The sequence below is a fragment of the Variovorax sp. SPNA7 genome, from assembly GCF_033807855.1.
GTDB classification, from domain to species: Bacteria; Pseudomonadota; Gammaproteobacteria; order Burkholderiales; family Burkholderiaceae_C; genus Variovorax; species Variovorax beijingensis.
Map to the genome: position 1 here is coordinate 292,946 of NZ_CP138514.1, position 24,385 is coordinate 317,330.

The 24,385-nt window shown below is 68.5% G+C and carries 25 protein-coding genes; 16 read left to right on the plus strand and 9 right to left on the minus strand.

The annotated features are described in order from the left end of the window. Positions 1-120: 120 nt before the first annotated feature. The 5 genes from RZE77_RS29080 to RZE77_RS29100 all read left to right on the plus strand — a co-directional run bounded on the left by RZE77_RS29080 (position 121) and on the right by RZE77_RS29100 (position 5,369). Entirely contained in the window at positions 121-1,950 is a 1,830-nt protein-coding gene (locus RZE77_RS29080) for a tannase/feruloyl esterase family alpha/beta hydrolase (protein ID WP_405547910.1), read from the plus strand. Positions 1,951-2,020: 70 nt separating this feature from the next. Next, positions 2,021-2,695 carry a response regulator transcription factor gene (locus RZE77_RS29085; protein ID WP_319443170.1) on the plus strand — a complete coding sequence of 225 codons (675 nt, stop codon included), beginning with the start codon at positions 2,021-2,023 and terminating at the stop codon, positions 2,693-2,695. After that, on the plus strand, positions 2,682-4,079 hold the full coding sequence (locus RZE77_RS29090; protein WP_319443171.1) for a sensor histidine kinase: 1,398 nt from the start codon (positions 2,682-2,684) through the stop codon (positions 4,077-4,079). The genes RZE77_RS29085 and RZE77_RS29090 overlap by 14 nt, the downstream gene beginning before the upstream one ends. Before the next feature lie 152 nt (positions 4,080-4,231). After that, on the plus strand, positions 4,232-4,927 hold the full coding sequence (locus RZE77_RS29095) for a TerC family protein (protein WP_319443172.1): 696 nt from the start codon (positions 4,232-4,234) through the stop codon (positions 4,925-4,927). A 10-nt stretch (positions 4,928-4,937) separates the two neighbouring features. Continuing rightward, positions 4,938-5,369, plus strand: coding sequence for a universal stress protein (locus RZE77_RS29100; RefSeq protein WP_319443173.1), 432 nt, complete (start codon positions 4,938-4,940; stop codon positions 5,367-5,369). 21 nt (positions 5,370-5,390) lie between these two features. On the opposite strand, the gene RZE77_RS29105 is transcribed toward RZE77_RS29100, so the two are convergent. Both RZE77_RS29105 and RZE77_RS29110 read right to left on the minus strand, forming a co-directional pair. After that, positions 5,391-5,810, minus strand: a complete 420-nt coding sequence (locus RZE77_RS29105; RefSeq protein ID WP_319443174.1) for a DUF6766 family protein — start codon at positions 5,808-5,810, stop codon at positions 5,391-5,393. Further along, complete coding sequence (locus RZE77_RS29110) at positions 5,807-6,250, minus strand: low affinity iron permease family protein (protein ID WP_319443175.1); 444 nt, start codon at positions 6,248-6,250, stop codon at positions 5,807-5,809. Before RZE77_RS29110 ends, RZE77_RS29105 begins: the two co-directional genes overlap by 4 nt. 196 nt (positions 6,251-6,446) lie before the next feature. Here RZE77_RS29110 and RZE77_RS29115 point away from each other — a divergent pair, with 196 nt between their 5' ends. Further along, a complete protein-coding gene (locus RZE77_RS29115; protein WP_319443176.1) occupies positions 6,447-6,935 on the plus strand; it encodes a DUF2231 domain-containing protein in 489 nt (162 codons plus the stop codon). A gap of 27 nt (positions 6,936-6,962) precedes the next feature. Here the strand turns inward: RZE77_RS29115 and RZE77_RS29120 are convergent, their stop codons facing one another. Further along, a complete protein-coding gene (locus RZE77_RS29120; protein ID WP_319443177.1) occupies positions 6,963-9,182 on the minus strand; it encodes a TonB-dependent receptor in 2,220 nt (739 codons plus the stop codon). A 133-nt stretch (positions 9,183-9,315) separates the two neighbouring features. Here RZE77_RS29120 and RZE77_RS29125 point away from each other — a divergent pair, with 133 nt between their 5' ends. From RZE77_RS29125 to RZE77_RS29135, 3 genes are all read left to right on the plus strand, one after another. After that, on the plus strand, positions 9,316-10,305 hold the full coding sequence (locus RZE77_RS29125; RefSeq protein WP_319443178.1) for a PDDEXK nuclease domain-containing protein: 990 nt from the start codon (positions 9,316-9,318) through the stop codon (positions 10,303-10,305). A 90-nt stretch (positions 10,306-10,395) separates the two neighbouring features. Next, positions 10,396-10,611, plus strand: coding sequence for a YgaP family membrane protein (locus RZE77_RS29130; protein ID WP_319443179.1), 216 nt, complete (start codon positions 10,396-10,398; stop codon positions 10,609-10,611). After that, positions 10,608-11,180 carry an RNA polymerase sigma factor gene (locus tag RZE77_RS29135; protein ID WP_319443180.1) on the plus strand — a complete coding sequence of 191 codons (573 nt, stop codon included), beginning with the start codon at positions 10,608-10,610 and terminating at the stop codon, positions 11,178-11,180. Before RZE77_RS29130 ends, RZE77_RS29135 begins: the two co-directional genes overlap by 4 nt. 10 nt (positions 11,181-11,190) lie before the next feature. On the opposite strand, the gene RZE77_RS29140 is transcribed toward RZE77_RS29135, so the two are convergent. Continuing rightward, positions 11,191-11,541, minus strand: a complete 351-nt coding sequence (locus RZE77_RS29140; protein WP_319443181.1) for a hypothetical protein — start codon at positions 11,539-11,541, stop codon at positions 11,191-11,193. Positions 11,542-11,675: 134 nt separating this feature from the next. Between RZE77_RS29140 and RZE77_RS29145 the strand changes: the two genes are divergently transcribed. Next, the gene (locus tag RZE77_RS29145) at positions 11,676-12,050 is read left to right on the plus strand and encodes a YbaN family protein (RefSeq protein ID WP_319443182.1); all 375 of its coding nucleotides are present in this window, start codon (positions 11,676-11,678) and stop codon (positions 12,048-12,050) included. Between the two features lie 3 nt (positions 12,051-12,053). Here the strand turns inward: RZE77_RS29145 and RZE77_RS29150 are convergent, their stop codons facing one another. The 5 genes from RZE77_RS29150 to RZE77_RS29170 form a co-directional block, all read right to left on the minus strand. Further along, positions 12,054-13,076, minus strand: coding sequence for a tyrosine-type recombinase/integrase (locus tag RZE77_RS29150; protein ID WP_319443183.1), 1,023 nt, complete (start codon positions 13,074-13,076; stop codon positions 12,054-12,056). Between the two features lie 90 nt (positions 13,077-13,166). Further along, on the minus strand, positions 13,167-16,313 hold the full coding sequence (locus RZE77_RS29155) for an efflux RND transporter permease subunit (RefSeq protein ID WP_319443184.1): 3,147 nt from the start codon (positions 16,311-16,313) through the stop codon (positions 13,167-13,169). Next, complete coding sequence (locus tag RZE77_RS29160; RefSeq protein WP_319443185.1) at positions 16,310-17,809, minus strand: efflux RND transporter periplasmic adaptor subunit; 1,500 nt, start codon at positions 17,807-17,809, stop codon at positions 16,310-16,312. The genes RZE77_RS29155 and RZE77_RS29160 overlap by 4 nt, the downstream gene beginning before the upstream one ends. Continuing rightward, the gene (locus tag RZE77_RS29165) at positions 17,806-19,038 is read right to left on the minus strand and encodes a TolC family protein (protein WP_319443186.1); all 1,233 of its coding nucleotides are present in this window, start codon (positions 19,036-19,038) and stop codon (positions 17,806-17,808) included. Before RZE77_RS29165 ends, RZE77_RS29160 begins: the two co-directional genes overlap by 4 nt. Before the next feature lie 76 nt (positions 19,039-19,114). Next, on the minus strand, positions 19,115-19,504 hold the full coding sequence (locus tag RZE77_RS29170; RefSeq protein ID WP_319443187.1) for a hypothetical protein: 390 nt from the start codon (positions 19,502-19,504) through the stop codon (positions 19,115-19,117). A 271-nt stretch (positions 19,505-19,775) separates the two neighbouring features. Here RZE77_RS29170 and RZE77_RS29175 point away from each other — a divergent pair, with 271 nt between their 5' ends. The 6 genes from RZE77_RS29175 (at position 19,776) to RZE77_RS29200 (ending at position 24,328) form a co-directional block, all read left to right on the plus strand. After that, positions 19,776-20,882: a PQQ-dependent sugar dehydrogenase gene (locus RZE77_RS29175; RefSeq protein WP_319443188.1), complete on the plus strand. Its 1,107-nt coding sequence runs from the start codon at positions 19,776-19,778 to the stop codon at positions 20,880-20,882. A gap of 150 nt (positions 20,883-21,032) precedes the next feature. Continuing rightward, positions 21,033-21,320, plus strand: coding sequence for a BufA1 family periplasmic bufferin-type metallophore (locus RZE77_RS29180; RefSeq protein WP_319443189.1), 288 nt, complete (start codon positions 21,033-21,035; stop codon positions 21,318-21,320). A gap of 22 nt (positions 21,321-21,342) precedes the next feature. After that, positions 21,343-22,185, plus strand: a complete 843-nt coding sequence (bufB, locus tag RZE77_RS29185) for an MNIO family bufferin maturase (RefSeq protein ID WP_319443190.1) — start codon at positions 21,343-21,345, stop codon at positions 22,183-22,185. Beyond that, entirely contained in the window at positions 22,182-22,970 is a 789-nt protein-coding gene (locus tag RZE77_RS29190; RefSeq protein ID WP_319443191.1) for an HvfC/BufC N-terminal domain-containing protein, read from the plus strand. The genes bufB and RZE77_RS29190 overlap by 4 nt, the downstream gene beginning before the upstream one ends. Then, a complete protein-coding gene (locus RZE77_RS29195) occupies positions 22,967-23,452 on the plus strand; it encodes a DoxX family protein (RefSeq protein WP_319443192.1) in 486 nt (161 codons plus the stop codon). The genes RZE77_RS29190 and RZE77_RS29195 overlap by 4 nt, the downstream gene beginning before the upstream one ends. A gap of 69 nt (positions 23,453-23,521) precedes the next feature. Next, positions 23,522-24,328, plus strand: coding sequence for a helix-turn-helix transcriptional regulator (locus tag RZE77_RS29200; RefSeq protein ID WP_319443193.1), 807 nt, complete (start codon positions 23,522-23,524; stop codon positions 24,326-24,328). The last annotated feature ends 57 nt before the right edge of the window (positions 24,329-24,385 follow it).

Genomic DNA, 24,385 nt, shown 5'->3' on the forward strand with positions numbered 1-24,385 from the left:
TCGTGTGGTTTCCCCCAGCGTGGAAATCGCTTTGAAGATGCAACATCGTGCAGCCCTGGTGCGCCGGGGCTCGGACGGATGAATCTTCATCTGCAGTTTATTTCCAGTCTGGAGACCACGATGGCCGTCAAAAGATCAGGCGCTTCCAAAGCCGCCGCTTGCTGTTGCATTGCAGCATTCGTCACTGCCTGCGGGGGCAGCGGCGGCTCCCGCGGCTTTCCCATCGTGGGCATTCCGCCGGACACGGGCGCACCGCCGGCGCAGAAGCTGGCGTGCGACGACAGCATGAAGACCCGCTTCGCGCCGGATGCGTCGACCACGGTCCTGATGGTCAAGGCCTTCAACAAGGGAGACGCGCTGCTGCTGACGGGTGCCGCGTCGCCGAGCACGCCGGTGGCGCAGAACGACCTGTGCTTCGTCAAGCTCAATGTCGGCCCCGGCAACCCGGGCGTGGCCGGCGCGCCCTCCACCTCGCCGGGCATCGGCATCGAGATCTGGCTGCCCACGGCGGCCAACTGGAACAAGCGCATCCATGTGAAGGGCGGCGGCGGCTGGGCCGGCGGCACCCATGGAACCCTCACCGGCATCACGCCGGTCTCCGGCAGCGCGGGTTCGGCCAGCGAAACCGCGGGCGTGGAGGGCGCCGTTTCCGCCACCACCGACACCGGCCATGCCATCAGCAACGGCGCTTTCGCGATGAACCCCGACGGCACCGTCAACACGGTCCTGTGGAAGGACTTCTCGGAGCGCGGCATCCACGAGATGGCCGTCAAGACCAAGGCGCTGGCCAAGGCCTACTACGGCGAGGACGCGAAGTACGCCTACTGGAACGGCTTCTCCACCGGAGGACGGCAAGGCCTGAAGGAGGCGCAGGCCAATCCCGCCGACTTCGACGGCATTCTGGCCGGTGCGCCCGCCAACAACTGGACCAGGTTCATCACCACCGAGCTCTATCCGCAGATCGTGGTCCAGCGCGACCTGGGCGGCGTCGCGATCACGGCGGCCCAGCACGCGACGGTCTCGAATGCCGCGATCCATGCCTGCGACATGGTCGGTGGCGTTCACCTGGGCTACGTGCCGGATCCGGCATCGTGCCGCTATGACCCGACCGCCGATGCGTCCGTGATCTGCACCGCCGATGGCGGCACCAACGCCACCGCGGGCTGCGTGACGCCGGCCCAGGCGCTCGCGTTCAACAAGTTCTGGTACGGCCAGACGGCGGACGGCTCGGTGCCCAGCCCCGCGGCCGACAACGGCTTCGCGGCTGCCACCGCAGCTGCGCAGAAATGGTACGGACTGGCGCGCGGTTCCAGCCTCATGGGCCTGGCCGGCGCCGCGCCGTTCCCGATCTCCAGCGACATGGTGGCGCTCGAGTTGCAGGACCCGACGATCGCGACGCCCAGCTTCCTCAATGCCACGGGCAATGGCGCCGACGGCTGGAAGTCGCTCACCTACGCGCAACTCGCCAACGCATGGGACCGCGGCGTGGCGCTGCAAGGCGCGTTCGCCAACATCAACACCGACAGCGCGGACCTGAGCGCCTTCCGCGACCGCAAGGGCAAGCTGATCTCCTACCACGGGCTCGCCGACACGTTGATCCCGCCGCAAGGCACGATCAACTACTACAGCCGTGTCGCCGCGCAGATGGGAGGCGTCGCGGCCACGCAGGGCTTCTACCGGCTCTATCTCGTTCCCGGCATGGGACACGGCTTCAGCAACGGCACGTCGAATGCCAACGCGAATCCTCCACTGCCGAGCAATGCGCAGCTCTACGAACTGCTGACCACCTGGGTCGAAAAAGGCATCGAGCCGCCGGCGCGCGTGGAAGTGGCCACGGTGGCCAGCGCCAGCTTTCCGGCCGTGAAGTCGCGGCCGCTGTGTCTCTATCCGCTGAAGGCGAACCACACCTCGGGCGACCCCAACCTGGCCGCGAGCTACAGCTGCTCCTGAGTGGCGCCATCCGCCTCGCCCGGGCATTGCGGTTAGCATATTCGGCTGCATACGGCCGGGGCGAGAATCAATGCGGATACTGCTGGTGGAAGACGACAAGGTGCTGGCCGACGCGCTCTCGCGTGCGCTGGTGCAGTCCGCCCACGCGGTGGATATCGTCTCCACCGGCGAAGAGGCCGACCATGCGCTCGCCCTCGGCATCTACGACCTGGCGATCCTCGACATCGGCCTGCCCAAGCTCAGCGGGCTGGACGTGCTGCGGCGGCTGCGCGCGCGCAAGTCCACCATGCCGGTGCTGATGCTGACCGCCTTCGACACCCTGCAGGACCGCGTGCGCGGACTCGACCTGGGCGCCGACGACTACCTGGCCAAGCCCTTCGACCTGCCGGAGCTGGAAGCACGCGTGCGTGCGCTGCTGCGCCGCAGTACCAACTCCACGCCGTATCTCGAGCACGGCCTGCTGCGCTTCGACACGGTGGGCCGGCGCGTGTTCTACGACAAGAAGCCGCTCGACCTGTCGCCGCGCGAACTCGCCGTGCTGGAGCTGCTGATGATGCGAGAGGGCCGCGTGGTGGGCAAGGAGCAGATGGTCAACCATCTCTACGGATGGGGCGACGAGGTCGGCGACAACGCGATCGAGGTCAACGTCTACCGGCTGCGCAAGAAGCTCGAACCGCTCGGGTGCGAGATCCGCACCGTGCGCGGCATGGGCTACCTGATGGACAGCAGCGATGCGCAAACCTGAGCCCAGGCTGCAGCGCAAGCTGCTGGCCTGGCTGCTCGGTCCGCTCGCTGTGCTGCTGGTGCTGGACACCGGCGCCGCCTACTGGAACTCGCTGCGCTTTTCCAACCTCGCCTACGACCGCGCGCTGTACGAGATCGGGCGCGAGATCGTGCTGCACGTGAAGCTCGACGGCCTGCAGCCGCGGCTCGACCTGTCCGAGGCCGCGGGCAACATCCTGCTGCTCGACCAGGACGACCTGCTCTTCTACCGCGTGGCCAGCGAGGACGGCAAGGCGCTGGGCGGCGATGCGGAAATGCCGCCGCCGCAGCAGCGCGCAGGCGACCCCGCCAGGCCGCGCTTCTACCGCGACACGGTGCGCGGCGAGCCGGTGCGGATGCTGGTGGCCTGGATGCCCATCGGCGGCAACCCCGAGGCGCCGAAGGTGCAGGTGCAGGTCGCCGAAACCCTGCACAAGCGCACGCGCCTGGCCTGGGAGATGCTGGCCAACGTGGTGGTGCCGCAGCTGCTGCTGATCGTGATGGCCACGGCGGTGGTCTGGTTCGGCATCTCGCGCGGGCTCGAGCCGCTGCAGCGGCTGCGCCGCGCGGTGTCCGACCGCTCGCACCTGGACCTGAGCCCGATCGACATCCACGACGTGCCGGGCGAGGTGCGGCCGCTGGTGGACGAGGTCAACGAGCTGATGGCGCGGCTCGGGCGCACCTTCGACTTCCAGAACCGCTTCGTGGCCGATGCCGCGCACCAGCTGAAGACACCCGTGAGCGGCCTGAAGGCGCAGATCGAACTGGCACTGCGGGAGAACGATGCCGAGCGCGTGCGCCATTCGCTCGCGCAGCTCTACATCAGCGCCGACCGGCTCTCGCGGCTGGTGCGCCAGCTGCTTTCGCTCGCGCGCAACGAGCCCGGCGCGCTCGACGCCATGCAGCTGCAGCCGCTCGACCTGAACGCCTACGCGCTGGAGGTCAGCATGGACTGGGTGCCGCAGGCCCTCAAGCGCGACATCGACCTGGGCTTCGAAGGCGCCGAGCATCCGCTGGTGATCAACGCCGATCGCGACCGGCTGCGCGAGCTCATCAACAACCTGATCGACAACGCGGTGCGCTACAGCCAGCCGGGCGGCCGTGTGACCGTGCAGGTGGGCGGGAGCGACAGCGACCAGTGCCGCCTGGCCATCAGCGACGACGGCCCGAGCGTGCCGGTGGAGGAGCGCGCGCGCATCTTCGAGCGCTTCCACCGCCTGCTCGGTACGCAGGAGGACGGCAGCGGCCTGGGCCTGGCGATCGTCAGCGAGATCGCCACGCTGCACGGCGCGCGCATCACGCTGGAGGAAGACATCGACGGCGTGGGCAACACCTTCAGCGTCTTCTTCCCGCTGCGCAAGGCCTGAGCCGTGCCGCTCGGGTCGCCTCTGTCAGCTGGCTGACAGCTGGCGGACATGTGGCTGACAGCCGGCCGGCAGAAAGGTGACAGCGCAGGTCCGTAGCCTCGAACACGCCGGAACCGCCGTGGTTCCGCGTCCACCTCGAGGAGACAACCCCCATGTCGTTTTTGACCCATCCGGATTTCTGGATTGCCCTGTCGCAGATCATCCTGATCAACATCGTCCTGAGCGGCGACAACGCCGTCGTCATCGCGATGGCCTCGCGCTCGCTGCCGCCCACGCAGCAGAAGAAGGCGATCCTGTTCGGCAGCATGGGTGCCATCGTGCTGCGCGTGGTGCTGACTTTCTTTGCGGTCTACCTGCTGACGCTGCCGTACCTCAAGCTGGTGGGCGCAGCGCTGCTGTTCTGGATCGGCGTCGGCCTGCTCAAGGGCGACGACGGCGAGGAAAACCTGGAAGGCCATTCGAGCCTGGCCGCGGCCATCAAGACCATCGTGGTCGCCGACCTGGTCATGAGCCTGGACAACGTCGTCGGCGTCGCCGCCGCGGCCAAGGGCAATGTGCCGCTGCTGGTGTTCGGCCTCGTGATCAGCATTCCGCTGATCATCTTCGGCAGCACGCTGATCCTCAAGCTGATGGACCGCTTCCCGATCATCATCACGCTCGGCGCCGGCCTGCTCGGCTGGGTGGCCGGCGAAATGGCGATGTCGGATCCGTCCATTGCCGGCTGGGCCGCCAGCCATCACGCCTTGCACAACGTGGTTCCCGCGATCGGCGCCATCTCCGTCGTGTTGATCGGCAAGTGGCTGACCAGCCGCCAGCAACAGCCGGAACCCGCCAACCAGTCGGCCTGAAGGTGTCGGCGTGAGACGCATCCTGGTTCCCATCGATCCCACCGAGCCGGCCCGCACGCGCTCGGCCGTCGAGCAGGTGGTGCGCATCTGCCGGCAGGAGCCGGCGGCGATCCGGCTGCTGCGGGTGCAACCCGTGGTTTCCGGCCACGTCGCGATGTTCTTCGACCCGCACGAACTGCGCGAACTGCAGCACAGCGCGGGCGCCGAGGAACTGCAGCTTGCGCGGAACCTGCTCGCGCTGTCCGGCGTGTCCTGTACCAGCACCGTAGTGATCGGGCGCAGTGCCGAGAGCATTGTTTCGGCGGCCCGCGACTTCGGCTGCGACCGCATCGTCTTCGGCCGCAGCGAGCCCGGCCTCGCGGGACGGATCTTCGGTTCGCTCGCGCAGCAGGTGCGCCAGCTGCTCGGCGCGAGCGGCGACCTGCAGGTCATCGGCTCCTGACACGTGGCGGCGGCGGCGCCGTCACGACGCGCCTTTCTTGGCCAGCTTGGTCCAGCGCGCATCGGTGTGCCTGCCGGCGTATTCCCGGTCGATCTCGTCGATCAGGACATCGGCGTTCTTCGGGTCCACCGCCGCCAGGATCGCATCGATCTTGGCTTCCATGCGGTCGTCGCCTTCCTTGGACTGCGGCGAGCCGACATAGAGCAGGAAGGCCAGCCCGCCGATCTGCCAGAGCAGCTGCAGGAACTCCGACTGCCAGTTCTCCAGCGTGTCCCTCGACATCTGGATCAGGTAGCCCGACATCTCCGGCGGCACGCCGATGTTCTTCTGCTCGTCCACGTACGCGAACCAGCCGAAGACCCAGTGGCCCACCAGCGACAGAAGGAAGAAGCCGAGCGTGACCCAGCCATAGCCGTACAGTTTCCAGATGGATTTCTTCATGCCTTGCTTTCCGTTTGCGCAGCTTCCGGGATCGGACCCTTGTGGCCGCGCCGCGCGCGCTCGTTGCGCGTGCGGTCGAGCGCCGCATGGCTCTTCTTGGCGGCCGCTTCGCATTTCTCGTGCAGCTCGGCCAGTTCCTTGTCCGTGAGCTTCTCGATGCCCATGAACTCGTCGCCGGCATTCGACGACCGGATCAGCTCGTCGAGCTTGGTCTGAAGCGCCGCGCCGTCGCGGTTTTGCGTGTTCTGGATCAGGAACACCATCAGGAAGGTGACGATGGTGGTGCCGGTGTTGACGGTCAGCTGCCAGTTCTCCGAAAACTGGAAGAAGGGGCCCGACACCGCCCAGGCAATGACCAGCGCGACACAGACCAGGAATGCAATTGGACTTCCGGCAGCGTGCGCCGTGGCATTGGCGAAGGATGCGAAGAACTTGTCCATGTCGCGCAGCGTGCTGCGTCAGGAACTGCAGGGCGTCATCCATCGCCGATAAAAGGAGTTTGAATTTTTCCCTTGCGCTTGTGAGACGGCAGCCGGGGAGTAGGAAAGTACCGACCCGCACTGGCGGCACTTGCTTGCGCGGGCCCGGCCGCGGCTGCCGCTCAGATGGCGGGGTTCAGGCAATGGAGGTGATCCCATGCACGCAAGAGTTCGTTTCCTCGGCCACCCGGTGCACCAGATGCTGGTGGTGTTTCCGCTCGGGCTGCTTGCCACGGCCGTGGTGTTCGACATCATCTACCTGGCGGGCGGCAACCCGGTCATGGCCGCCGTGTCGTACTGGCTGATCGCGGCCGGGCTGGTGGGCGGTGTGCTCGCCGCGCCTTTCGGAACCCTCGACTGGCTGGCCATTCCGTCGGGCACCCGGGCCAAGCGCATCGGCGCCATGCACGGCGGCGGCAACGTGCTGGTCCTGCTCCTGTTCGCTTCGAGCTTTCTGCTGCGCGACCGCGACTATGCGCCGCAACTGGGCCAGATGGTCTGGGCCTTCGCGGGCGCGGCCCTCGCGATGGTCACGGCCTGGCTCGGCGGGGAGCTGGTGGACCGGCTGGGCATTGGTGTCGACGAGGACGCCGGCATGAACGCTCCGAGCTCGCTGCACAAGCGGCACGCGGCCGTCGGCAAGTAGGGCAGGCGCGCAGGCGCCGGCCGGGTCTCAGAAGTCGATGCTGGCCGAGAGGCTCAGCGTGCGCGGCGAGCCGACGAACAGGTAGCCGGCCGTCGACGTGCCCCAGTAGTCCTTGTCGAACAGGTTCTCCACGTTCATGCGGAAGGTGACGGGCTTGCCGCCGAGCCGCGTCGCGTAGCGCGCGCCGGCATCGAAGCGGTTCCAGCCGGGGATGTGCAGGGTGTTGGCAGGATCGACGGCGGTCTTGCCGGTGTGGATCATGCGGCCCGTGAGCGTCAGCCCGGGAAGGAACGGCATGTCCCATTCCGCACCGAGGTTCAGCTGCCAGTCCGGCACGCCGATCGCCTTCTTGCCTTCCAATGCGCTCGTGGCCGCCTTGGTGATGACGCCGTCCATGTAGGTGACGCCGCCCAGCACGCGCACACCGCGCGCCAGCTCGCCGGCCAGGGTGGCTTCGACGCCGCGGTTGCGCTGCTCGCCGAAGACACCGAAGGTCGAACCCGAGAGGCCGGCGCTGGGCTTGGTCAGCTCGAACAGGCTGACGGCCGCCACCATGCCGCCGTCGAGGTCGAACTTGACGCCGATCTCCTTCTGCTTGGACTTGTACGGCGGCATGACCGCGCCCGGATTGCTGATCGCCGCGCTGATCGGCGCGACCTCCCCGCGCGACAGGCCCTCGATGTAGCTCGCATAGAGCGAGATGTTCGGCTGGAGCTTGTAGACCACGCCGGCCACCGGCGTGGTGGCGCTCTCGTCGTAGTAGGCGCCGCTCGCCTGGCCGGTGGAAAAGTCGTAGTCCTGCCCGGCCACCTGCTGGCGGCGCAGGCCCAGCGTCACGCGCAGCCGGTCGTCCATGAACGACAGCGTGTCCGCCAGTGCCAGGCTGGTCAGCTTGGTGTCGAGGTAGGGGCGCAGCGGGTTGCTGATGCCGGCCGTGGACGGCGTCGGAAACAGCAATCCGGCATACAGGTTGGAACTGCCGCCCGGGTAGCCGGTGTAGAAGCCCAGCGTCTGTTCCTGTTCGAGGCGCGAGAAGCTCAACGCCACTTCGTGCTTCACCGGGCCGGTCGAGAACCTGCCGCGCAGGCCCGCGTCCAGCGACTTGCTCTCGACGGACATGCGTTGCCAGCCGCCGAAGAACGAGTAGTTGCCGGCGGTGTCCATGATGACCGGGTTGGATGCGACCGCGCCCCAGTTCAGCTTGCGCTGTCCGTAGCTGGCATAGGCCGTGAGGTTGTCGCTCAGGTCGTACTCGGCCTTGAGCACCGCCGAGCCGTTGCGCCCGTCGGACCAGCCCAGGCCCGGATAGGGATGGGTGTTGTCGGGCGCGCGCGGCACGGCGGCGAGCGTCGGACCCGCCTGGAATTGGCGCACGACGTTGTCGATGCGCTCCTTCTGCGCCAGCAGGTCGAGCGAAGCGCGCAATGCGCGGCCCCGGTAGTCCAGCGCAACGGCGCCCAGGCTCTCGCGCGTGGACTGTCCCTTGATGGCCGTGTCGCCTTCGCGCTGCATCGCGTTGATGCGCACACCGAACGCGCCGTCCGGCCCGAAGCGCCGGCCGATGTCGACATGGCCGCCGAACACCGAGTCGGACGAGGCACTGCCGGTGAAGCGCGTGATCGGCTCGCTTTCCGCGCGCTTGGGTACGAGGTTGACGACGCCGCCCACGCTGCCGCCGGGCGTCATGCCGAACAGGGACGCGGACGGGCCCTTGATGATCTCGACCCGCTCCACCGCCTCCAGCGGCGCGCGCCAGTAGGGCGTCACGCCGAACACGCCGTTCAGCGCAAAGTCGCTGCTCGGGACGCCGAACCCGCGGATCGTGATGTCTTCGTTGATATTGGATCGCGCGCTGCCCATGCGCACGGACGGGTCCGCCGACAGGACGTCGGCCACTGAGCGCGCCTGGTCGTTCTCGATCGTCTGGGCGGTATAGCTGGTCACGCTGAAGGGCGTTTCCATGACGGAGGCGTTGCCGAGGATGCCCATGCGCGCGCCGCGGCCCACCTGGCCTCCGCGGATCGCAGGCGGCGGCGCATCGATCGAATCGCTCTGCTCGGTGGCAGTGACCAGCGGCAGCGTCGCCGTTGCGGCCGGAGCAGCTTCGTTCGCCGGCCTTGTTGCCTCCGCCGTCTGCGCCAGCGCGGCGCCTGCGTACCATGCCGCACTGGCCGCGAGCGTTGCCTGCGCGGCGACTGCCAACCTCGATTTCACGCCGCGCCGGCGCCCATACAAATGATCGACCATAAGCACTTCTTCAATTGACGATAATGAGAAGTATTTACATTTGTATCATCAAAGTCAAGATGCTTCCCTGGGGATCGAGGGGGAAAGGCGGTGAATGCCGGCAGTTAGGATATGCAGCGCACAACACCAAGCCATGAACAAAGCCATTCCTCCGCCCGGCAAGGCAAGGGTTGCAGTCCCGTTCGGCCGAGGGTTCAGCCGCCAGAACCTGCAGCAGATGCGCTCGTTCTTCCTGACCTGGCCGATTCGCCAGACAGTGTCTGGCGAATCTCCTGCACCGCCGCCGCCCGGTGAGCCATTGCTCATCGGCGTCGATCCTGCCGGCGCTCCCGGATCATGGCCGTTGGAAGACCTCGCGCGGATGTTCACGCTGCCCTGGTCCGCCTACGTTCGGCTGCTGTCGGTCAAGGACGGCAACGCACGCCGGTTCTATGAAGCCGAGGCGCTGCGCGGCGGATGGAGCGTGCGCCAGCTCGACCGCCAGATCGGCAGCCAGTTCTACGAACGCACCGCGCTCTCCAGGAACAAGGCCGCGATGCTCGCGAAGGGCGCGGTCCCGAAGCCGGAGGATGCGGTGACGCCTGACGACGCAATCAAGGACCCCTACGTGCTGGAGTTCCTCGATCTCAGGGACGAGTACTCCGAATCCGACCTGGAGACGGCCCTGATCCATCGGCTGGAAGACTTCCTGCTCGAACTCGGCGGCGATTTCAGCTTTGTCGGGCGGCAGCGAAGGCTGCGCATCGACCAGACCTGGTACCGCGTGGACCTGCTGTTCTTTCACCGGCGGCTGCGCTGCCTTGTCATCATCGACCTGAAGCTGGGCGGGCTGACGCATGCGGACGTGGGGCAGATGCACATGTATTGCAACTACGCCAGGGAGCACTGGACCCTGCCCGACGAGAACCCGCCGGTCGGCCTGATCCTTTGCGCCGACAAGGGCCAGGCGTTGGCGCGCTATGCGCTCGAGGGTCTGCCCAGCAAGATCATGGCCGCGAACTACCGCACCGTGCTGCCGGACGCCGAGCTGCTGCAGAGCGAACTGGAGAAGACGCGGCGCATGCTGGAGACGCGCGGCGCCTTCCGCGGCAAGGACCAGGCGGACGGCACGGCCGGGCCGTAGAAAAAGTCCTGCGGAATTTTGTCCGCGCCGAATCCTTTTGGCCCTGAAGCGGCCTCCATGCAAGGGTCAACAATCACCGGAGCCCGCACCATGTTTCATCTCAAGCGCAACGTCCCGTCCTGGGAGCGCGCAGTTCGGCTGTGCCTCGGCGTCTTCGCCGCCCTTGGCGCCTTCTACTTCTTGCCGGCCGGGGCGCTTCGCATGCTGGGGTTCGGCGCCGCGGGCATGCTCGCGGCCACGGCCATCGTCGGATTCTGTCCCGCCTGCGCGATGCTCGGCCGGAAGGCCGCGGGTCCGGCCCGATGATCGGCGCGTCCGCCGCGCTGATCGAGGCCGCCCGTGCAGGGGACGAGCGGGCGCTGTCGCAATTGCTGCGCGCCTGCCAGCCCGACCTCAGGCGATTCGCGCGCCGCACCTGTTCGAACAGCGAGGACGCCGAGGATGCGGTGCAGGTGGCGCTGTGGCAGCTGCACCGCAAGATCGGCACGCTCGGCACCGTGGCGGCCTTTGCCACCTGGCTGTTCCGCATCGTCGAGCGCGAGTGCTACCGGATCTTCAAGCACAGCGCCGCCAAGGCGCCCCTTTCAGCGCCATTGGCAGAGGAGCTGGCCGCGCCGCAGATTCCCACGGACCTGCGCCTCGATCTCGCGCGGGCCATTGCCGCGCTGCCGGAGGCCTATCGCATCGCGCTGATCCTGCGCGACGTGGAGGAGCTGACTGCCCCCGAAGTCGCGGCAAGCCTGGGCCTGAGCGTGCAGGCCGTGAAGAGCCGGCTGCATCGCGCCCGCGCGATGATGCGCGAGAGCCTGATGAACGGCGGCTACTGGGATCGGGATGGCGAATCGGGGCAGGGTCCGCGGGCGGACATCGGGTAGCCCTCTTTTTTCACTCGTCCAGGGCGGCATCCCTGCGCGTGCGTGCCAGCAGGCTGCGCACCGAGGACTCGAGTTCGCGCAGCTGCAGCGTGATGTCGTGCAGCTGCTCGGCAAGGGTGGTGAATCCGGCCGGGTCCTCCGTCCTGGCGGCAGCCGGGCGTGCCGGCCTGTGCGAAGCCCCCGGGCTCACGACATGCATCATGGCGGCGACGCTGGCCGCGGTGGCGTCGGCTGCACGGCGAAGCGCGTCGACGGCCTGGTCGACCTGCACGTCGCGCCTTGCCATGGCATCCGCCACGCTGCCGCGCCAATCGTCCAGCGCGCGGGGCTCCTTGCCGAACAGGTTGTCGCTCTCCTTCATACCCCCGATTTTGTCGGAGAACGGGGTTCACATCACGCATGGCCGCCGACGGCTCCCGGACAGGCCTTGGCTTAGGATGCGCTGATGCCTCTTTCGCAACTTCCGGCGGATCGCCCCGAAGGGCGCCTTTCTTCATGAGGCCCGCCGGCCCCGTCGCGAGACTGCTCTGGCGCGCGCTGGCGCTGGTGTTCGTCGTCCTCGGCCTGATCGGCGCCTTTCTTCCCGTTCTGCCGACGGTGCCGTTCCTGCTCGCGGCCGCCTGGGCGGCCGGACGCGGCTGGCCCGCGCTCGAACACTGGCTGCTCGCGCATCCCCGCTATGGCGAGTACATCCGCCAGTGGCGCCAACGCGGAGCGGTACCCCGCCGCGCGAAATGGGCCGCAACGGCCATGATGGCGCTGAGCTCGGCCGTGCTGCTGGCCACCGCCGCACCCGTCGCCGTGAAGATCGGCACGCCGGTGCTCATGGCGGCCGTCGCGATCTGGCTGTGGAGCCGGCCCGAAAACTGATCGTCAGACGACCTCGGCCGGACCGGTGAGCACGCGCTGGTACTTGCCCATTGCCTCGGGCTCCACACCGAGCCAGCGTGCTACCTGATCGAGCGTGGCGCCCCTGCGCAGCTGGCGCAGCGCGAAGGTGTGGCGCAGCAGGAAGGAGCCGCCGCCGGCAGCTTCGATGCCCGCATCCTGGAGCACCTGCTTGGCGGCAACGTACTGCGCCTCCTTGCTCCAGGGCTTGCCGGTGCGCGTGGCCGGGAACAGGAACTCGCCCGCGATCAGCGTCTCGGCGCGTACCTTGAGCCAGTGCTGCAGCAGTTCGCCGGCCCAGGGAGCGACCGGCGCCTCGCGCGCCGGCGAATTGCCGTTGCCCGGCACCGCAACTTTCCAGGGCCGATCGCGCCGGCCGGCCATCTGCGATGTCGGCGCATCGAGCCGCAGCAGGCGGACGTCGCCTGGCGTGAGCCCCGCGCCCAGTTGCAGGGCAACGGCCGTGCGGTTGCGCAGCGCCTGCCAGCTCAGCGCGGCCTGGGCATGCCGGTCGCCCGCCGCGCCGGGGCGTGGCCGGGCGCTCGAGAGAAAGACGATGAGGTGCCGCGCCTCGGAGACCGAGAGGAATTCCGGCAGCGGATCGGCCCGCGCCGAATCCGCGTAGCGAATCTCCGGCTGGGTCGCGATCCAGTCCGCGGCGGCGGTGTTGACCGCGGTGTCGTGGGTCTTCGCGTGGTGGCGCAGCACCCGGTCGATCAGCCGAAGCAGGCGCAGCGCATAGCGCGGCGACAGCGACAGGTCGTCGCTTTTCATGCCGAAGCGCGCCTGCTGGAACGCCGACAGGTCGCCCTTGTCCAGCGAGGCCAGCGTCACCGCGGGCGACTGGCCCAGGCACCAGGCCGTGAAGCTGCCCCACATGTCCCGGTAGACCGCGATGGAAGAGGGCTGCCGCAAGGCGCCGTTCTCCTGCTGCGCGGCCAGCCAGCTGGCAAACGCCGCCTGATGCGATTCGCCGGAGGGTTCGGAGAAGAGGGAAAGGGACGACATAAAAAATACGCTAACGGCAGCGGTTTAAGCTGTTGAGCAGGGGTGATTGGGCGCAGCCTTGTGTGAGGGTCTATTTCGAATCGGTTGCCGTTAGTGTATTTGGCTGTCGATCTCCGCGCCACCCCTTCGCCGGCGCAGCAAATACCACGCAGCCGGAACGACCAGCATGCTCAAGAGCGGCGCGGTGACCATGCCGCCCACCATGGGTGCGGCAATACGCGTCATCACCTCCGAGCCGGTGCCGCTGCCAAGGAGGATGGGCAGCAGGCCGGCCATCACGACCGCCACCGTCATGGCCTTGGGCCGCACGCGCAGCACGGCGCCTTCGCGGATCGCGGCGCGCAGGGTCTGGTCGTTCATCGGCTCTCCGGCCTCGAGGCGCCGCGCCAGCGCGTTCTTCAGGTAGACCAGCATCACCACGCCGAATTCGGCCGCCACCCCGGCCAGCGCAATGAAGCCCACCGCCGTGGCAACGGAGATCGAGTGGCCCATGGCCCAGACGAGCCAGAAGCCGCCGACCAGCGAGAAGGGCACGGCCGCCATCACCAGCGCCGCATCGCCGAACGACCTGAACAGCAGGTAGAGCAGCACGAAGATCACCGCCAGCGTCGCCGGGACGACCAGCTTCAGCCGCTCGGTCGCACGCTCCAGGTATTCGAATTGCCCGGACCACGACACCGCGTAGCCCGCGGGCATCTTCACGGCGCGGCCGACGGCTGCCTGCATATCGGTGACCGCCGAGCGCAGGTCGCGGCCGCGCACGTCCACATAGACCCAGCCCGACAGCCGCGCGTTCTCGCTGCGCAGCATCGGCGGGCCGTCTTCGATGCGGATCGTTGCGACGTCGCCCAGCAGCAGTTGCGCACCCCTGGCCGTGAGGAAAGGCAGCTGCCGCAGGCGCTCGAGCGAGTCGCGGACCTCGCGCGGATAGCGCACGTTGATCGGATAGCGCTCGCGCCCCTGGATGACTTCGCCCACGTTGTCGCCGCCGATGGCCGTGGACACCACGGCCTGCACGTCCGCCACCGAGAGCCCGTGGCGCGCCGCTGCGAGCCGGTCGACGTCGACATCGATGTAGCGCCCGCCGGTCAGCCGCTCGGCCAGTGCCGACGACACGCCGGGAACGCCCTTGACCGCTGCCTCGATCTGGGTGGTCAGCGCATCGATGGTGGCCAGGTCCGTGCCTGCCACCTTGATGCCGACGGGGCTCTTGATGCCCGTGGCCAGCATGTCGATGCGGTTGCGGATCGGCGGCACCCACACGTTGGTGAGGCCCGGCACCTTGACGGCGCGGTCCAGTTCCTCGACCAGCCTGTCAGCCGTCATTCCCGCGCGCCATTGCGCCCGGGGCTTGAACTGGATGGTGGTCTCGAACATCTCGAGCGGCGCCGGATCGGTGGCCGTGTCCGCGCGGCCCGCCTTGCCGAACACGCGCTCGACCTCGGGCACCGTCTTGATCAGCCGGTCGGTCTGCTGCAGCAGCTGGGACGCCTTCGACACCGAAAGCCCGGGCAGCGCGGACGGCATGTAGAGCAGGTCGCCCTCGTCCAGCGGCGGCATGAACTCGCCGCCGAGCCGCATCATCGGCACCGCGGTGAGGGCCAGCAGCACGGCGGCCACGGCCAGCGTTCCCTTGGGGAAGCGCAGCACCAGCTCCAGCGCGGGCCGGTAGGCCGCCATGAGAAAGCGGTTCACCGGGTTGGCGGCTTCATGCGGAATGCGTCCGCGGACCAGGTAGCCCATGAGCACCGGGATCAGCGTGACCGACAGGCCCGCCGCAGCCGCCATGGCGTAGGTCTTGGTGAAGGCCAGCGGCGAGAACAGCCGCCCCTCCTGCGCCTCGAGCGAGAACACCGGCACGAAGGACAGCGTGATCACCAGCAGCGAGAAGAACAGTGCCGGCCCCACCTCCACGGACGCATCGGCCACCAGCTGCCAGCGCTCGGCCACCGCGGGCTGCCGTCCCTGCGCGGCCTCGAAGGCCTCGATGTGCTTGTGCACGTTCTCCACCATGACGATCGCGCCGTCCACCATCGCGCCGATGGCGATCGCGATGCCGCCCAGCGACATGATGTTGGCGTTGACCCCCTGCCAGTGCATGACGATGAACGCCGCCAGCACGCCGATGGGCAGCGCCACCACCGCCACCAGCGCCGAGCGCAGGTGGAACAGGAACACCGCGCAGACCAGCGCCACCACGATGAACTCCTCGATGAGCTTGGAGCGAAGGTTCTCCACCGCGCGGTCGATCAGCAGCGACCGGTCGTAGGTGGGCACGATCTCCACGCCCGGCGGCAGGCCCGGCTTGAGCGCCTCGAGCTTCGCCTTGACGGCCTCGATGGTCGAGCGCGCGTTCTTGCCCGAGCGCATGACGACCACGCCGCCGGCCACTTCGCCTTCGCCGTCCAGTTCGGCGATGCCGCGGCGCATCTCGGGGCCGATCTGCACGGTGGCGACGTCGCGCAGCAGCACCGGCGTGGCGCCTGTCACTGCGAGCGGGATGGTCCGGAAATCGTCGAGCGAACGCAGGTAGCCGCGCGAGCGCACCATGTACTCCGCCTCGGCGAATTCCACCACCGAGCCACCCGAGGCCTGGTTGGCCTTCTGCAGTGCCTCCACCACCGCCGGCTGCGTGATGCCGAGCGCGCGCATGCGGTCGGGATCGAGCACCACCTGGTACTGCCGCACCATGCCGCCGATGCTGGCCACCTCGGCCACATCGGGCACGGTCTTCAGCTCGAACTTGAGGAACCAATCGTTGAGCGCGCGCAGCTGCCCGATGTCGCGCGTGCCCGTGCGGTCGACCAGCGCGTACTCGTAGACCCAGCCCACGCCCGTTGCGTCGGGGCCGAGCGAAGCATTCGCGCCCGCGGGAAGCCTGGCCTGCACCTGGTTGAGGTACTCCACCACGCGCGAGCGCGCCCAGTACGGATCGGTCTTGTCGTCGAACAGCACATAGACGAACGAGTCGCCGAAGAACGAATAGCCGCGCACGGTCCTGGCGCCGGGCACGCTGAGCATGGTGGTGGTCAGCGGATAGGTGACCAGGTCCTCGACCACCTGGGGCGCCTTTCCGGGGTAGGGCGTGCGGATGATGACCTGCGTGTCCGAGAGATCGGGCAGGGCGTCGAGCGGCGTGTGCGCCACCGACCACGCTCCCGCGGCCATCAGGAACAGGGTCGCGGCCAGCACCAGGAAGCGGTTGCCGACCGACCAGCGGATCAGGGCCGCGATCATTTCCTGGCGCCCGGTTGCAGCCGCTGGATGGCGACCAGCTCGTAGCCCATGGGGCCGCCTTCCCTGAACTCGAAGCGCACCGGGTCGCCCGGCTTGATCTCGGGGAATGCATCCGAGGCGGTCTTGGCAAAGCCCATCGTCATGGCGGGCCACTGGAGCGTCGCGACCGGCCCATGCGAAATGGTGATGCCGTCGGGCGCCACGCTCTCGACCTTGCCTTCGGCCTGGTGAGTCACCACGGCCGTTGCCGAGACGCTTGCGGTCGGAGAGGCCGCAGGTGCCGCCATGTTGCCGAGCACGGAGCGCAGCCGCGCTTCCGAGTCGATCAGGAACTGGCCGCTGGCCACCACCTCTTCGCCCTCGGCCAGGCCCGAGATGACCTCGGTGTCGTCGCCCAGGTCCGTGCCCGGCGAGACGTCGCGCGGCTCGAAGGCGCCGTCGGCCTTGCGCACGATGACGACGGCACGCCGGCCGGTGCGGATCAAGGCCTCCGAAGGCACCACCAGCCGGCTGCTCGCGGGCCCGGCTACCTGCAGCCGCAGCAGCATGCCGGGCGTGAGCTTTCCACCCCTGTTGTCGACCTCGAAGCGAGCCTTCAAGGTGCGGGTGGCGGTGCTGATCTCGGGCAGGATCTCGTCGAGCGCACCGTCGAACGACTGCGATGCGTCGGCCTGCAGAACGGCCTTGGCCTTCTGCCCGCGCGCGAGGCGAAGCGCCTGCGCCTCCGGAATCTCGGCCACCGCCCAGACCTTCTGCAGGCCCGCGATGCGGAACAGCGTCATGCCGGGCGTGACCGCGACGCCTTCGCGCACGCCCAGCTCGGCCACCACGCCATCGACCGGCGCCGTGAGCACGTAGCGCGCCTGCGCCGTGCCGCTTTCCTCGCTGCGCCGGATGAGTTCGGCCGGAATCGACAGCGCCCGCATGCGATCGCGGGCCGCCTCGACGAGATCGGGTGAAGCGCCCGCGCGCCTGAGCGCGAGCCACTCGTTCTGCGGCCCGAGCCAGTCGGGCGCGAAGAGGGTGGCCAGGGCCTGGCCCTTGCGCACGCGCTCCATCGGTGCGCGAACCGACAGGCGCTCGACGTAGCCGGCCACGCGGGTCTGCACCGCGGCGTTGAGCCGCTCGTCGAACTGCACGGAACCGATGGCTTCGAACGAGGACGATGCTTCGGTGCGCCGCACCTTCGCATACCGGATGCCGAGGTTCTGCTGCACGGCGGGGCTGACCTTCACGCCCGCCTCGCCGGCAGTGCCGGTGTCGGCATACACGGGCACCAGCTGCATGTCCATGAACGGCGACTTGCCGGGCTTGTCGAAGCGCGGGCCGGGCACCATCGGGTCATGCCAGTAGAGGACCTTGCGACCATCGGGCGTGGTGGTCGCGGCCATCGAAGCATCCGTGGCGTGACCCGTCTTGCGGCCCAGGTAGAAGGCGCCGGCGGCGAGCAGCAGGGCGGCCAGCAGCGATACGCCCACGGTGAGTTTTCGGTTCATTGCGCCACCTCGGCAGTGAGCGGCCGGAAGGCCAGTTGGATGCGGGTCCGCGCGAGATCGCGCTGCAGCGCCAGCAGCTTGCGCTGCGCCTCGAGCTCGGCATGCCGCGCCTCGAACAGAGTGACGAGGCTCGCCTGGCTGGAGCGGTAGGCCGCCGTCGCGGCAGCCGTCCTCTGGCCGGCAGGAACGACGACACCGGCGCGATAGCGCTCGATGCGCTGCTGCAGGCGCTCGGCATCGCTCGCGAGGGCGCGGTATTCGGCGCCGGCCGCGCGAGTGGCCTCGGCCAGATCGGCTTCCGCCTTCTCGACCAGCGCCAGCCTCGCGGCGGTGTCGCGGTCCTGCCGTTCGCCAGGCGCCACGGGCAGCGGAATGCTCACGCCGACCGACACCATGTCGGCATAGCCGCTGCGCTGGCCGTAGGCGAGCTCCCAGGTCCAGTTGGGCTTGCGGTTGGATGCGGTGACCGCCGCCGCCTGCCGGGCCATGTCCACGTCGCGCTGCAGCGCGGCCACCGTGGCGTGCCCGGCCACATAGGCCTCTTCAGCGGGCACCGGAAGCTCGCCGACCGGCATCAGCTCGTCGGTTCGCACGCCCACCCAGCGTTCGAGCGCCACGCGCGCGGCGTTCTGCTGCTGCCGGATGTCCGCCGCATCGTCCTCCGAGACGCCTCTTGCACCCGCCATCGCCAGCACCTCCTGGCTGCTGCCGGCGGCCGATGACAGGCGCGCACGCGAGGCTTCCAGCTCTTCGCGCGCGTGGTGTTCCGCGAGCACGGCGAGCTTCAGGGTTTCGCCGGCGTAGAAGGCGTCCAGGTACGCGAGCGCGGCCTGCAGGCGGACCTGGGCCGCGGCCACTTGCGCCTGCACCCTTTCGCGTCCGACCGCCGCATCGGCAGCGGCCTGGCGCGCCGCGCGCTTGTCGGCGGACAGCCATTCCTGGCTGATGCCGATGCGCTTCATCGTCATCGATTCGCGCGCGGTGTGAAAGCGGTCCGGCCCCGTCGCGGGCAGGTTGTCGATGCCGACGCGCAGCACGGGATCGGGAAGCTGGGCCGAGGCCTGCGCCGCTTCGGTGGCGCTCAGCACGCCGGCGCGGGCGGCGCGTGCCGTCTCGGAGCGTCGGGCGGCCAGCTCGAGCGCGGCATCGAGGGACAGGGGCGCGGCCGTCGCAAGGCACGGCAGCAGCACAACAGCCAAGGCGGTTGCGCGGGAAAGGAAAATGGACATGGCAACTCCGCGGACGAACGAGGCAATCGCTGGCAAGCGGACGCGCCGCACCAGCACCGGTCAGCCGACGGAGGGGTCAGACGCGAAGTCTGAGGGTCGCAAGAAAAACAGGATCAGGCGGCGGATGCTGCCGCTCGGGCAGCGCCTGGCGCGGAAGCGGCTCGGCAAGCGCTGCCAGCACCAGCGGCACGGCCAGCACCTGCACGATGGCAGGCAGCGAAGGCGTGGCGGCCTTCACCGGCTCGAACGACAGCGACATGTCGGCGGCATGCTGGTGGCACAGCACGGGCTGGGCGCTGTCCATGCCCTCGCAGGGCTCGCCCGGCGCCATGGCCATCCCGGCCGTCGCCGCTGCGTCCGCTGCCCCGGGACAGACGTAGCTTGCCAGCGCCAGCTGCGAGAACAGCAGCGACAGGACCACGAGGAACGCGGTCATGCAACGTCGGGGGAAGCGATAGCCGCTCATGAGGCCACCAGTGTATCGCCGGCAACAGAATGTTCCGAGGCCTTCGATCGCAGGGGTAATAGAAAGGATGGACTGTCGGGCTTGCCCGCTCGCCGATAAGATTTTCGAGCGGCAACGTCGCCGCGGCCCTGCAGCAACCACCGACATGAGCACAGCGCCGACAGCCCTTCGTCGTTCAACTTCGAGGCTTGCTGCACTGTCCTGGCGGCGACACGGCTCTGGCGCCGCGCTTCTCGCAGCGCTCTGGCTCTGGCCTGCTGGTGCGCCGGCCATGCCCGCAAACTCCGCGCCGGATGCGCCGCAGGCGAGCACCTTCGCCGACGGCCTCGAGTCGCCCTGGGGCATGGAGTTCATGCCCGACGGCAGCCTGCTCGTGACCGAGCGCCGGGGGAGGCTGCGCATGATCAGCGCCGATGGGCGCGAGATCTCGTCCGTCCAGGGCGTTCCGCGCGTGGATCACCGCGATCACGGGGGCCTGCTGGACGTCACCATCGATCCGGCGTTCGCCTCGAACCGCCTCGTCTATCTGAGCTACACCAAAGCCGGCCGCGGACTGCATGCCGACCGCAACGGCCTGACGGTGGCACGCGCGCGCCTCAGCGACGACGGATCGCGCATCGATGAACTCAAGGTGCTGTTCCGCCAGACGCCGGGCGCGGTGAACGGGCAGAACCTCGGCGGACGGCTCGCTGTTTCTACCGACGGCCATCTCTTCGTCACGATGGGCGACCGCCACGCGCCGCAGGACCGCATGCGCGCCCAGGCGCTCGCCTACTACCAGGGCAAGACCGTGCGCATCCGCACCGACGGCACCGTGCCCGACGACAACCCCTTCGCCGCAGGCCACGGCGCGCGTCCGGAAATATGGAGCCGCGGGCATCGCAATCCGCAGGGCGCATTCGTTCATCCCCGGACCGGGCTGCTCTGGGTTGCCGAGCACGGACCGCAGGGCGGCGACGAGATCAACATCGTGCGCAGGGGCCTGAACTATGGCTGGCCGGTGGTGACCTTCGGCTGCGAGTACGACACCTGCGCCAAGATTGGCGAGGGAACATCGAGGCGAGGCATGGAAGCTCCGCTGGCCTTCTGGAAAACGCCGAAGATCGCACCGAGCAACCTCATCCTCTACACCGGCGACCAGTTTCCCGCATGGAAGGGCAACGTCTTCGTCGGTGCACTGGCCGGCAAGGCCGTATGGCGCTTCGAACTCGCGGGCGAAGACAGCGCTCCGCGCGTGGTTCGGCGCGAAGCCCTGTTCGCCGAACTGGGAGAACGCATCCGCGACTTGAGGCAAGGGCCCGATGGCGGCCTCTACCTGCTCACGGACGGTGCCAAGGCGCGCATCGTTCGCGTGGCGCGGGCGGACTCAATGCTGTAGCTGGCGGCGTTCCCGATCTCGTTCGCTCGGAAAAAAAATCTGCCGAATCGCGCAGGGCCCTGTAACCCCGGCCACGCACATCGCGAACTAGCAAGTGACTGCGCATTGGGCGCGGTTGCAATTTCTCAATCAATTTTTTGGAGTTCATCCATGATCAACCGTTCTTTCGCGATCACCGCTCTTGCACTGGGTGCCCTTGCCGCGGGCTCTGCCATGGCGCAGGACAAACCGATGGCCGACAAGATGGCCGCCATGGAAAAGTGCTACGGCGTCTCGATGGCCGGCAAGAACGACTGTGCCGCCGGCCCCGGCACCACCTGCGCGGGCACCTCCAAGGTCGACTACCAGGGCAACGCCTGGAAGAACGTTCCGGCCGGCACCTGCACCACCATCAAGACGCCCAAGGGCATGGGTTCGCTGGCGCCGATCAAGTCCTGATCGCGGCACTGCGCACGCTGCCATGTCCGACATCCTCGCGGCCGGCGTCGGCCTCAAGCCGGAGCACTACGAGGCCGCGCTCGGCGCGCATGCCGAGGGCCTGTGGTTCGAGGTGCACCCCGAGAACTACATGGTGGCGGGCGGCCCGCGCATCGGATGGCTCGAAGCGATCCGCGCGCGCCATCCGGTGTCGCTGCATGGCGTCTCGCTCTCGCTCGCAGGGGAGGCAGAGCCCGATGCCGCGCATCTCCAGCGGCTGGCGGCGCTCGCCCGGCGCATCCAGCCTGCGCTGATCTCCGAGCACCTGGCGTGGGCCACATGGAACGGCCAGTACTTTCCGGACCTGCTTCCTTTTCCGCGCAGCACCGCCGCGCTGCACCGCATCGCCGGCAACATCGCGCGCACGCAGGACGCGCTGGGCACCGCGATCGCCATCGAGAACCCGTCCCACTACCTGCACATCGACGGACATGAATGGGACGAGATCGATTTTCTTGCCGAGCTGTCGCGCCGCACCGGCTGCAGGCTGCTGCTCGACATCAACAACGTGTACGTGTCCGCATGCAACCTGGGCGTCTCGGCCGCGGAGTGGGTCGACCGCTTTCCGCAGGCGCTGGTCGGCGAGATCCATCTCGCAGGCCACAGCGCCGACCCCACGCTCGGCGATGCGCTGCTGATCGATTCGCACGATGCGCCCATCGCACCGGAGGTCTGGCAGCTGTACCGGCGCTTCGTCGATCGCGCCGGTGCCCGGCCTACGCTGATCGAGCGCGATGGCAACGTGCCGGCGTTCGAGGAACTCATGGCCGAGCAGCAACAGGCCGTGGCCGTGCTGCAGCGCGCGGCGCAGGAGGCCATGGCATGAACACGCCGACCGATCAATTCCAGCAGGCCTTTGCGCAGGCCCTGTTCGTTCCGCAGGAAGCCGCGCATCCTGCAGTGCGGGCGCTCGCCATGCAGCCCGCTTTCGCGGTGTACCGCAACACCGTGATGAAGGCCTGCATCGATGCGCTGCAGGCCAACTTCCCGACCGTTGCGCAGCTGGTGGGCGAGGAGTGGTTTCGCGCCGCCGCCGCACTCTACGTGGCGACGGATCTGCCGAGCGACGGACGCCTGCTGCACTACGGTGCGGGCTTCCCTGATTTCCTGCGCGGCTTCGAGCCGGCGGCGGAGCTCGCCTACCTGCCCGGCGTGGCGCAGCTCGACACGCTCTGGCGCGAAGCCCATGCGGCACAGGACGCACCGGCCGCCGACGCCGCATGGATCGCCCGCCGCACGCCGGAGCAGATGGCGGCCCTGGCCCTCGCGCCCCATCCGGCAGCCCGCTGGGCCTGGTTCGACGAGCAACCGGTCTACAGCATCTGGGAGCGCCATCGCCGGCCGGGCGCGGTTGGCGACGAACTGGCCTGGCGAGGCGAGGGCGCATTGCTGACGCGGCCCGGCGACACGGTGAACTGGCACGAGATCACCCGGGCCGGCTGCACCTTTCTCGACGCCTGCGCCAGCGGCGCAAGCCTCGCCGAGGCGGCGGAGCGCGCGCTGGCGGCCGACCCGCAGGCCGACATCTCGGCCATGTTCGCAGCCCTGCTGCGCGCCGGTGCATTCGCCGGCGCTTCGGCTTCGCCTGCATCCAACGAAAGAACACCATGAGCACCACCTCCCAGGCTTCCGCGTCAATCGAAGGCGGCAATCGCCGCGGTCTTCGTGCGCACTGGAACGCAGTGGCCGAACGCCTCACGCGCCTCGTGGCCCACGACGCACTGGCACTGGCCACGCGCGTGGCCGTGGCGGCCATCTTCTTCTACTCGGGCCGCACCAAGGTCGAGGGCTTTCTCACGCTGACCGACAGCGCCTACGAGCTGTTCCGCACCGAATACAAATTGCCATTCGTGCCGCCCGAGATCGCCGCGCACCTGGCGGCCTACTCGGAGCATCTGTTCCCGCTGCTGCTGGTGCTGGGCCTCTTCACGCGCTTGTCGGCGCTGGCCCTGCTGGGCATGACGCTGGTGATCCAGGTCTTCGTCTACCCGGATGCATGGCCGACGCATCTCTCATGGGCCGCGCTGCTGCTGTACCTGGCGGGCCGCGGCGCCGGCCGCCTGTCGCTCGACCACGCGCTGGGCATTCGCTGACCGGCCGGCGCGCGGCCTGCGGGCTTCCACCCTGTTGAATCGGACGCGGCTTGCCTATATTGGGCCGCCATGCCTTCCACCTGGTTTCTCGACACGCCACCTGCGGGCCAGCTGCTGGACGCCGGCGCCGTCGCGCACCTGCTCGATGCAGGCAATGAGCAGGCGCCCGCGCTCCACATGCTCGACTTCATCAACCACCTGATGCCGGTCGAATACATCTCGCTCGTGCAGTACATCGACGGCGTGCCGTCGCAGGTCGAAGGGCATGCGATGGGCCGGCGCGACAACATCACGGCCGAGTGCTTCTCGCTCTACAAGAAGCGGTTCCGGCAGGCGGACGACATGACCCGCCTGGCTGCGCGCATGGGCGGGGAGGCGGCGGCCCATGCACCCGTCACCGCCTTGCTGTACGACGCGGCAGACATCCCCGACCCGGCATGGCGCGAGCAGATCTTCATCGGCCGGCAGTTGACGGGGCGGCTGAGCTTTCTCTACGCGCCCGTGCCGCGCACGATCTTTGCGATCAACCTGTACCGCAACCGGCAGAACGGCAGGTTCGCGGAAGCAGATGTCGCGCAGCTGCTCGGCCTGGCGCCCCTGCTGAAGCGTGCGCACCGCAATGCGCTGTTCGCGCAGCTCGCATCGCCCGATACGCCGCTGCGCGTGGCGGGCATCGAGCGCACGCTGCAGCGCACGGCGCCGCAACTGTCGCCGCGCGAGCGCGAGGTCTGCGCGCGCATCGCCTGCGGGATCGGCGCCGACGGCATCGCCGCGGACCTGGGCATTGCCGCGTCGAGCGTGGCGACGCTGCGCAAGCGCGCCTACCTGAAGCTCGCGATCCACGGACGCCAGCAGCTCCTGCGCTTCATCCACTAGGGTCGACCCGGAGCCTTTTGTACCCTTCTACAGGGACAGACGAAAGCCGCGCGAATT

What these genes read in the sequence shown, in the direction of transcription:
- RZE77_RS29080 (WP_405547910.1), top strand. Translation starts at nt 121, where the DNA reads ATGGCCGTCAAAAGATCAGGCGCTTCCAAAGCCGCCGCTTGCTGTTGC.
- RZE77_RS29085 (WP_319443170.1), top strand. Translation starts at nt 2,021, where the DNA reads ATGCGGATACTGCTGGTGGAAGACGACAAGGTGCTGGCCGACGCGCTC.
- RZE77_RS29090 (WP_319443171.1), top strand. Translation starts at nt 2,682, where the DNA reads ATGCGCAAACCTGAGCCCAGGCTGCAGCGCAAGCTGCTGGCCTGGCTG.
- RZE77_RS29095 (WP_319443172.1), top strand. Translation starts at nt 4,232, where the DNA reads ATGTCGTTTTTGACCCATCCGGATTTCTGGATTGCCCTGTCGCAGATC.
- RZE77_RS29105 (WP_319443174.1), bottom strand. Translation starts at nt 5,810, where the DNA reads ATGAAGAAATCCATCTGGAAACTGTACGGCTATGGCTGGGTCACGCTC.
- RZE77_RS29110 (WP_319443175.1), bottom strand. Translation starts at nt 6,250, where the DNA reads ATGGACAAGTTCTTCGCATCCTTCGCCAATGCCACGGCGCACGCTGCC.
- RZE77_RS29115 (WP_319443176.1), top strand. Translation starts at nt 6,447, where the DNA reads ATGCACGCAAGAGTTCGTTTCCTCGGCCACCCGGTGCACCAGATGCTG.
- RZE77_RS29120 (WP_319443177.1), bottom strand. Translation starts at nt 9,182, where the DNA reads ATGGTCGATCATTTGTATGGGCGCCGGCGCGGCGTGAAATCGAGGTTG.
- RZE77_RS29125 (WP_319443178.1), top strand. Translation starts at nt 9,316, where the DNA reads ATGAACAAAGCCATTCCTCCGCCCGGCAAGGCAAGGGTTGCAGTCCCG.
- RZE77_RS29130 (WP_319443179.1), top strand. Translation starts at nt 10,396, where the DNA reads ATGTTTCATCTCAAGCGCAACGTCCCGTCCTGGGAGCGCGCAGTTCGG.
- RZE77_RS29135 (WP_319443180.1), top strand. Translation starts at nt 10,608, where the DNA reads ATGATCGGCGCGTCCGCCGCGCTGATCGAGGCCGCCCGTGCAGGGGAC.
- RZE77_RS29140 (WP_319443181.1), bottom strand. Translation starts at nt 11,541, where the DNA reads ATGAAGGAGAGCGACAACCTGTTCGGCAAGGAGCCCCGCGCGCTGGAC.
- RZE77_RS29145 (WP_319443182.1), top strand. Translation starts at nt 11,676, where the DNA reads ATGAGGCCCGCCGGCCCCGTCGCGAGACTGCTCTGGCGCGCGCTGGCG.
- RZE77_RS29150 (WP_319443183.1), bottom strand. Translation starts at nt 13,076, where the DNA reads ATGTCGTCCCTTTCCCTCTTCTCCGAACCCTCCGGCGAATCGCATCAG.
- RZE77_RS29155 (WP_319443184.1), bottom strand. Translation starts at nt 16,313, where the DNA reads ATGATCGCGGCCCTGATCCGCTGGTCGGTCGGCAACCGCTTCCTGGTG.
- RZE77_RS29160 (WP_319443185.1), bottom strand. Translation starts at nt 17,809, where the DNA reads ATGAACCGAAAACTCACCGTGGGCGTATCGCTGCTGGCCGCCCTGCTG.
- RZE77_RS29165 (WP_319443186.1), bottom strand. Translation starts at nt 19,038, where the DNA reads ATGTCCATTTTCCTTTCCCGCGCAACCGCCTTGGCTGTTGTGCTGCTG.
- RZE77_RS29170 (WP_319443187.1), bottom strand. Translation starts at nt 19,504, where the DNA reads ATGAGCGGCTATCGCTTCCCCCGACGTTGCATGACCGCGTTCCTCGTG.
- RZE77_RS29175 (WP_319443188.1), top strand. Translation starts at nt 19,776, where the DNA reads ATGCCCGCAAACTCCGCGCCGGATGCGCCGCAGGCGAGCACCTTCGCC.
- RZE77_RS29180 (WP_319443189.1), top strand. Translation starts at nt 21,033, where the DNA reads ATGATCAACCGTTCTTTCGCGATCACCGCTCTTGCACTGGGTGCCCTT.
- bufB (WP_319443190.1), top strand. Translation starts at nt 21,343, where the DNA reads ATGTCCGACATCCTCGCGGCCGGCGTCGGCCTCAAGCCGGAGCACTAC.
- RZE77_RS29190 (WP_319443191.1), top strand. Translation starts at nt 22,182, where the DNA reads ATGAACACGCCGACCGATCAATTCCAGCAGGCCTTTGCGCAGGCCCTG.
- RZE77_RS29195 (WP_319443192.1), top strand. Translation starts at nt 22,967, where the DNA reads ATGAGCACCACCTCCCAGGCTTCCGCGTCAATCGAAGGCGGCAATCGC.
- RZE77_RS29200 (WP_319443193.1), top strand. Translation starts at nt 23,522, where the DNA reads ATGCCTTCCACCTGGTTTCTCGACACGCCACCTGCGGGCCAGCTGCTG.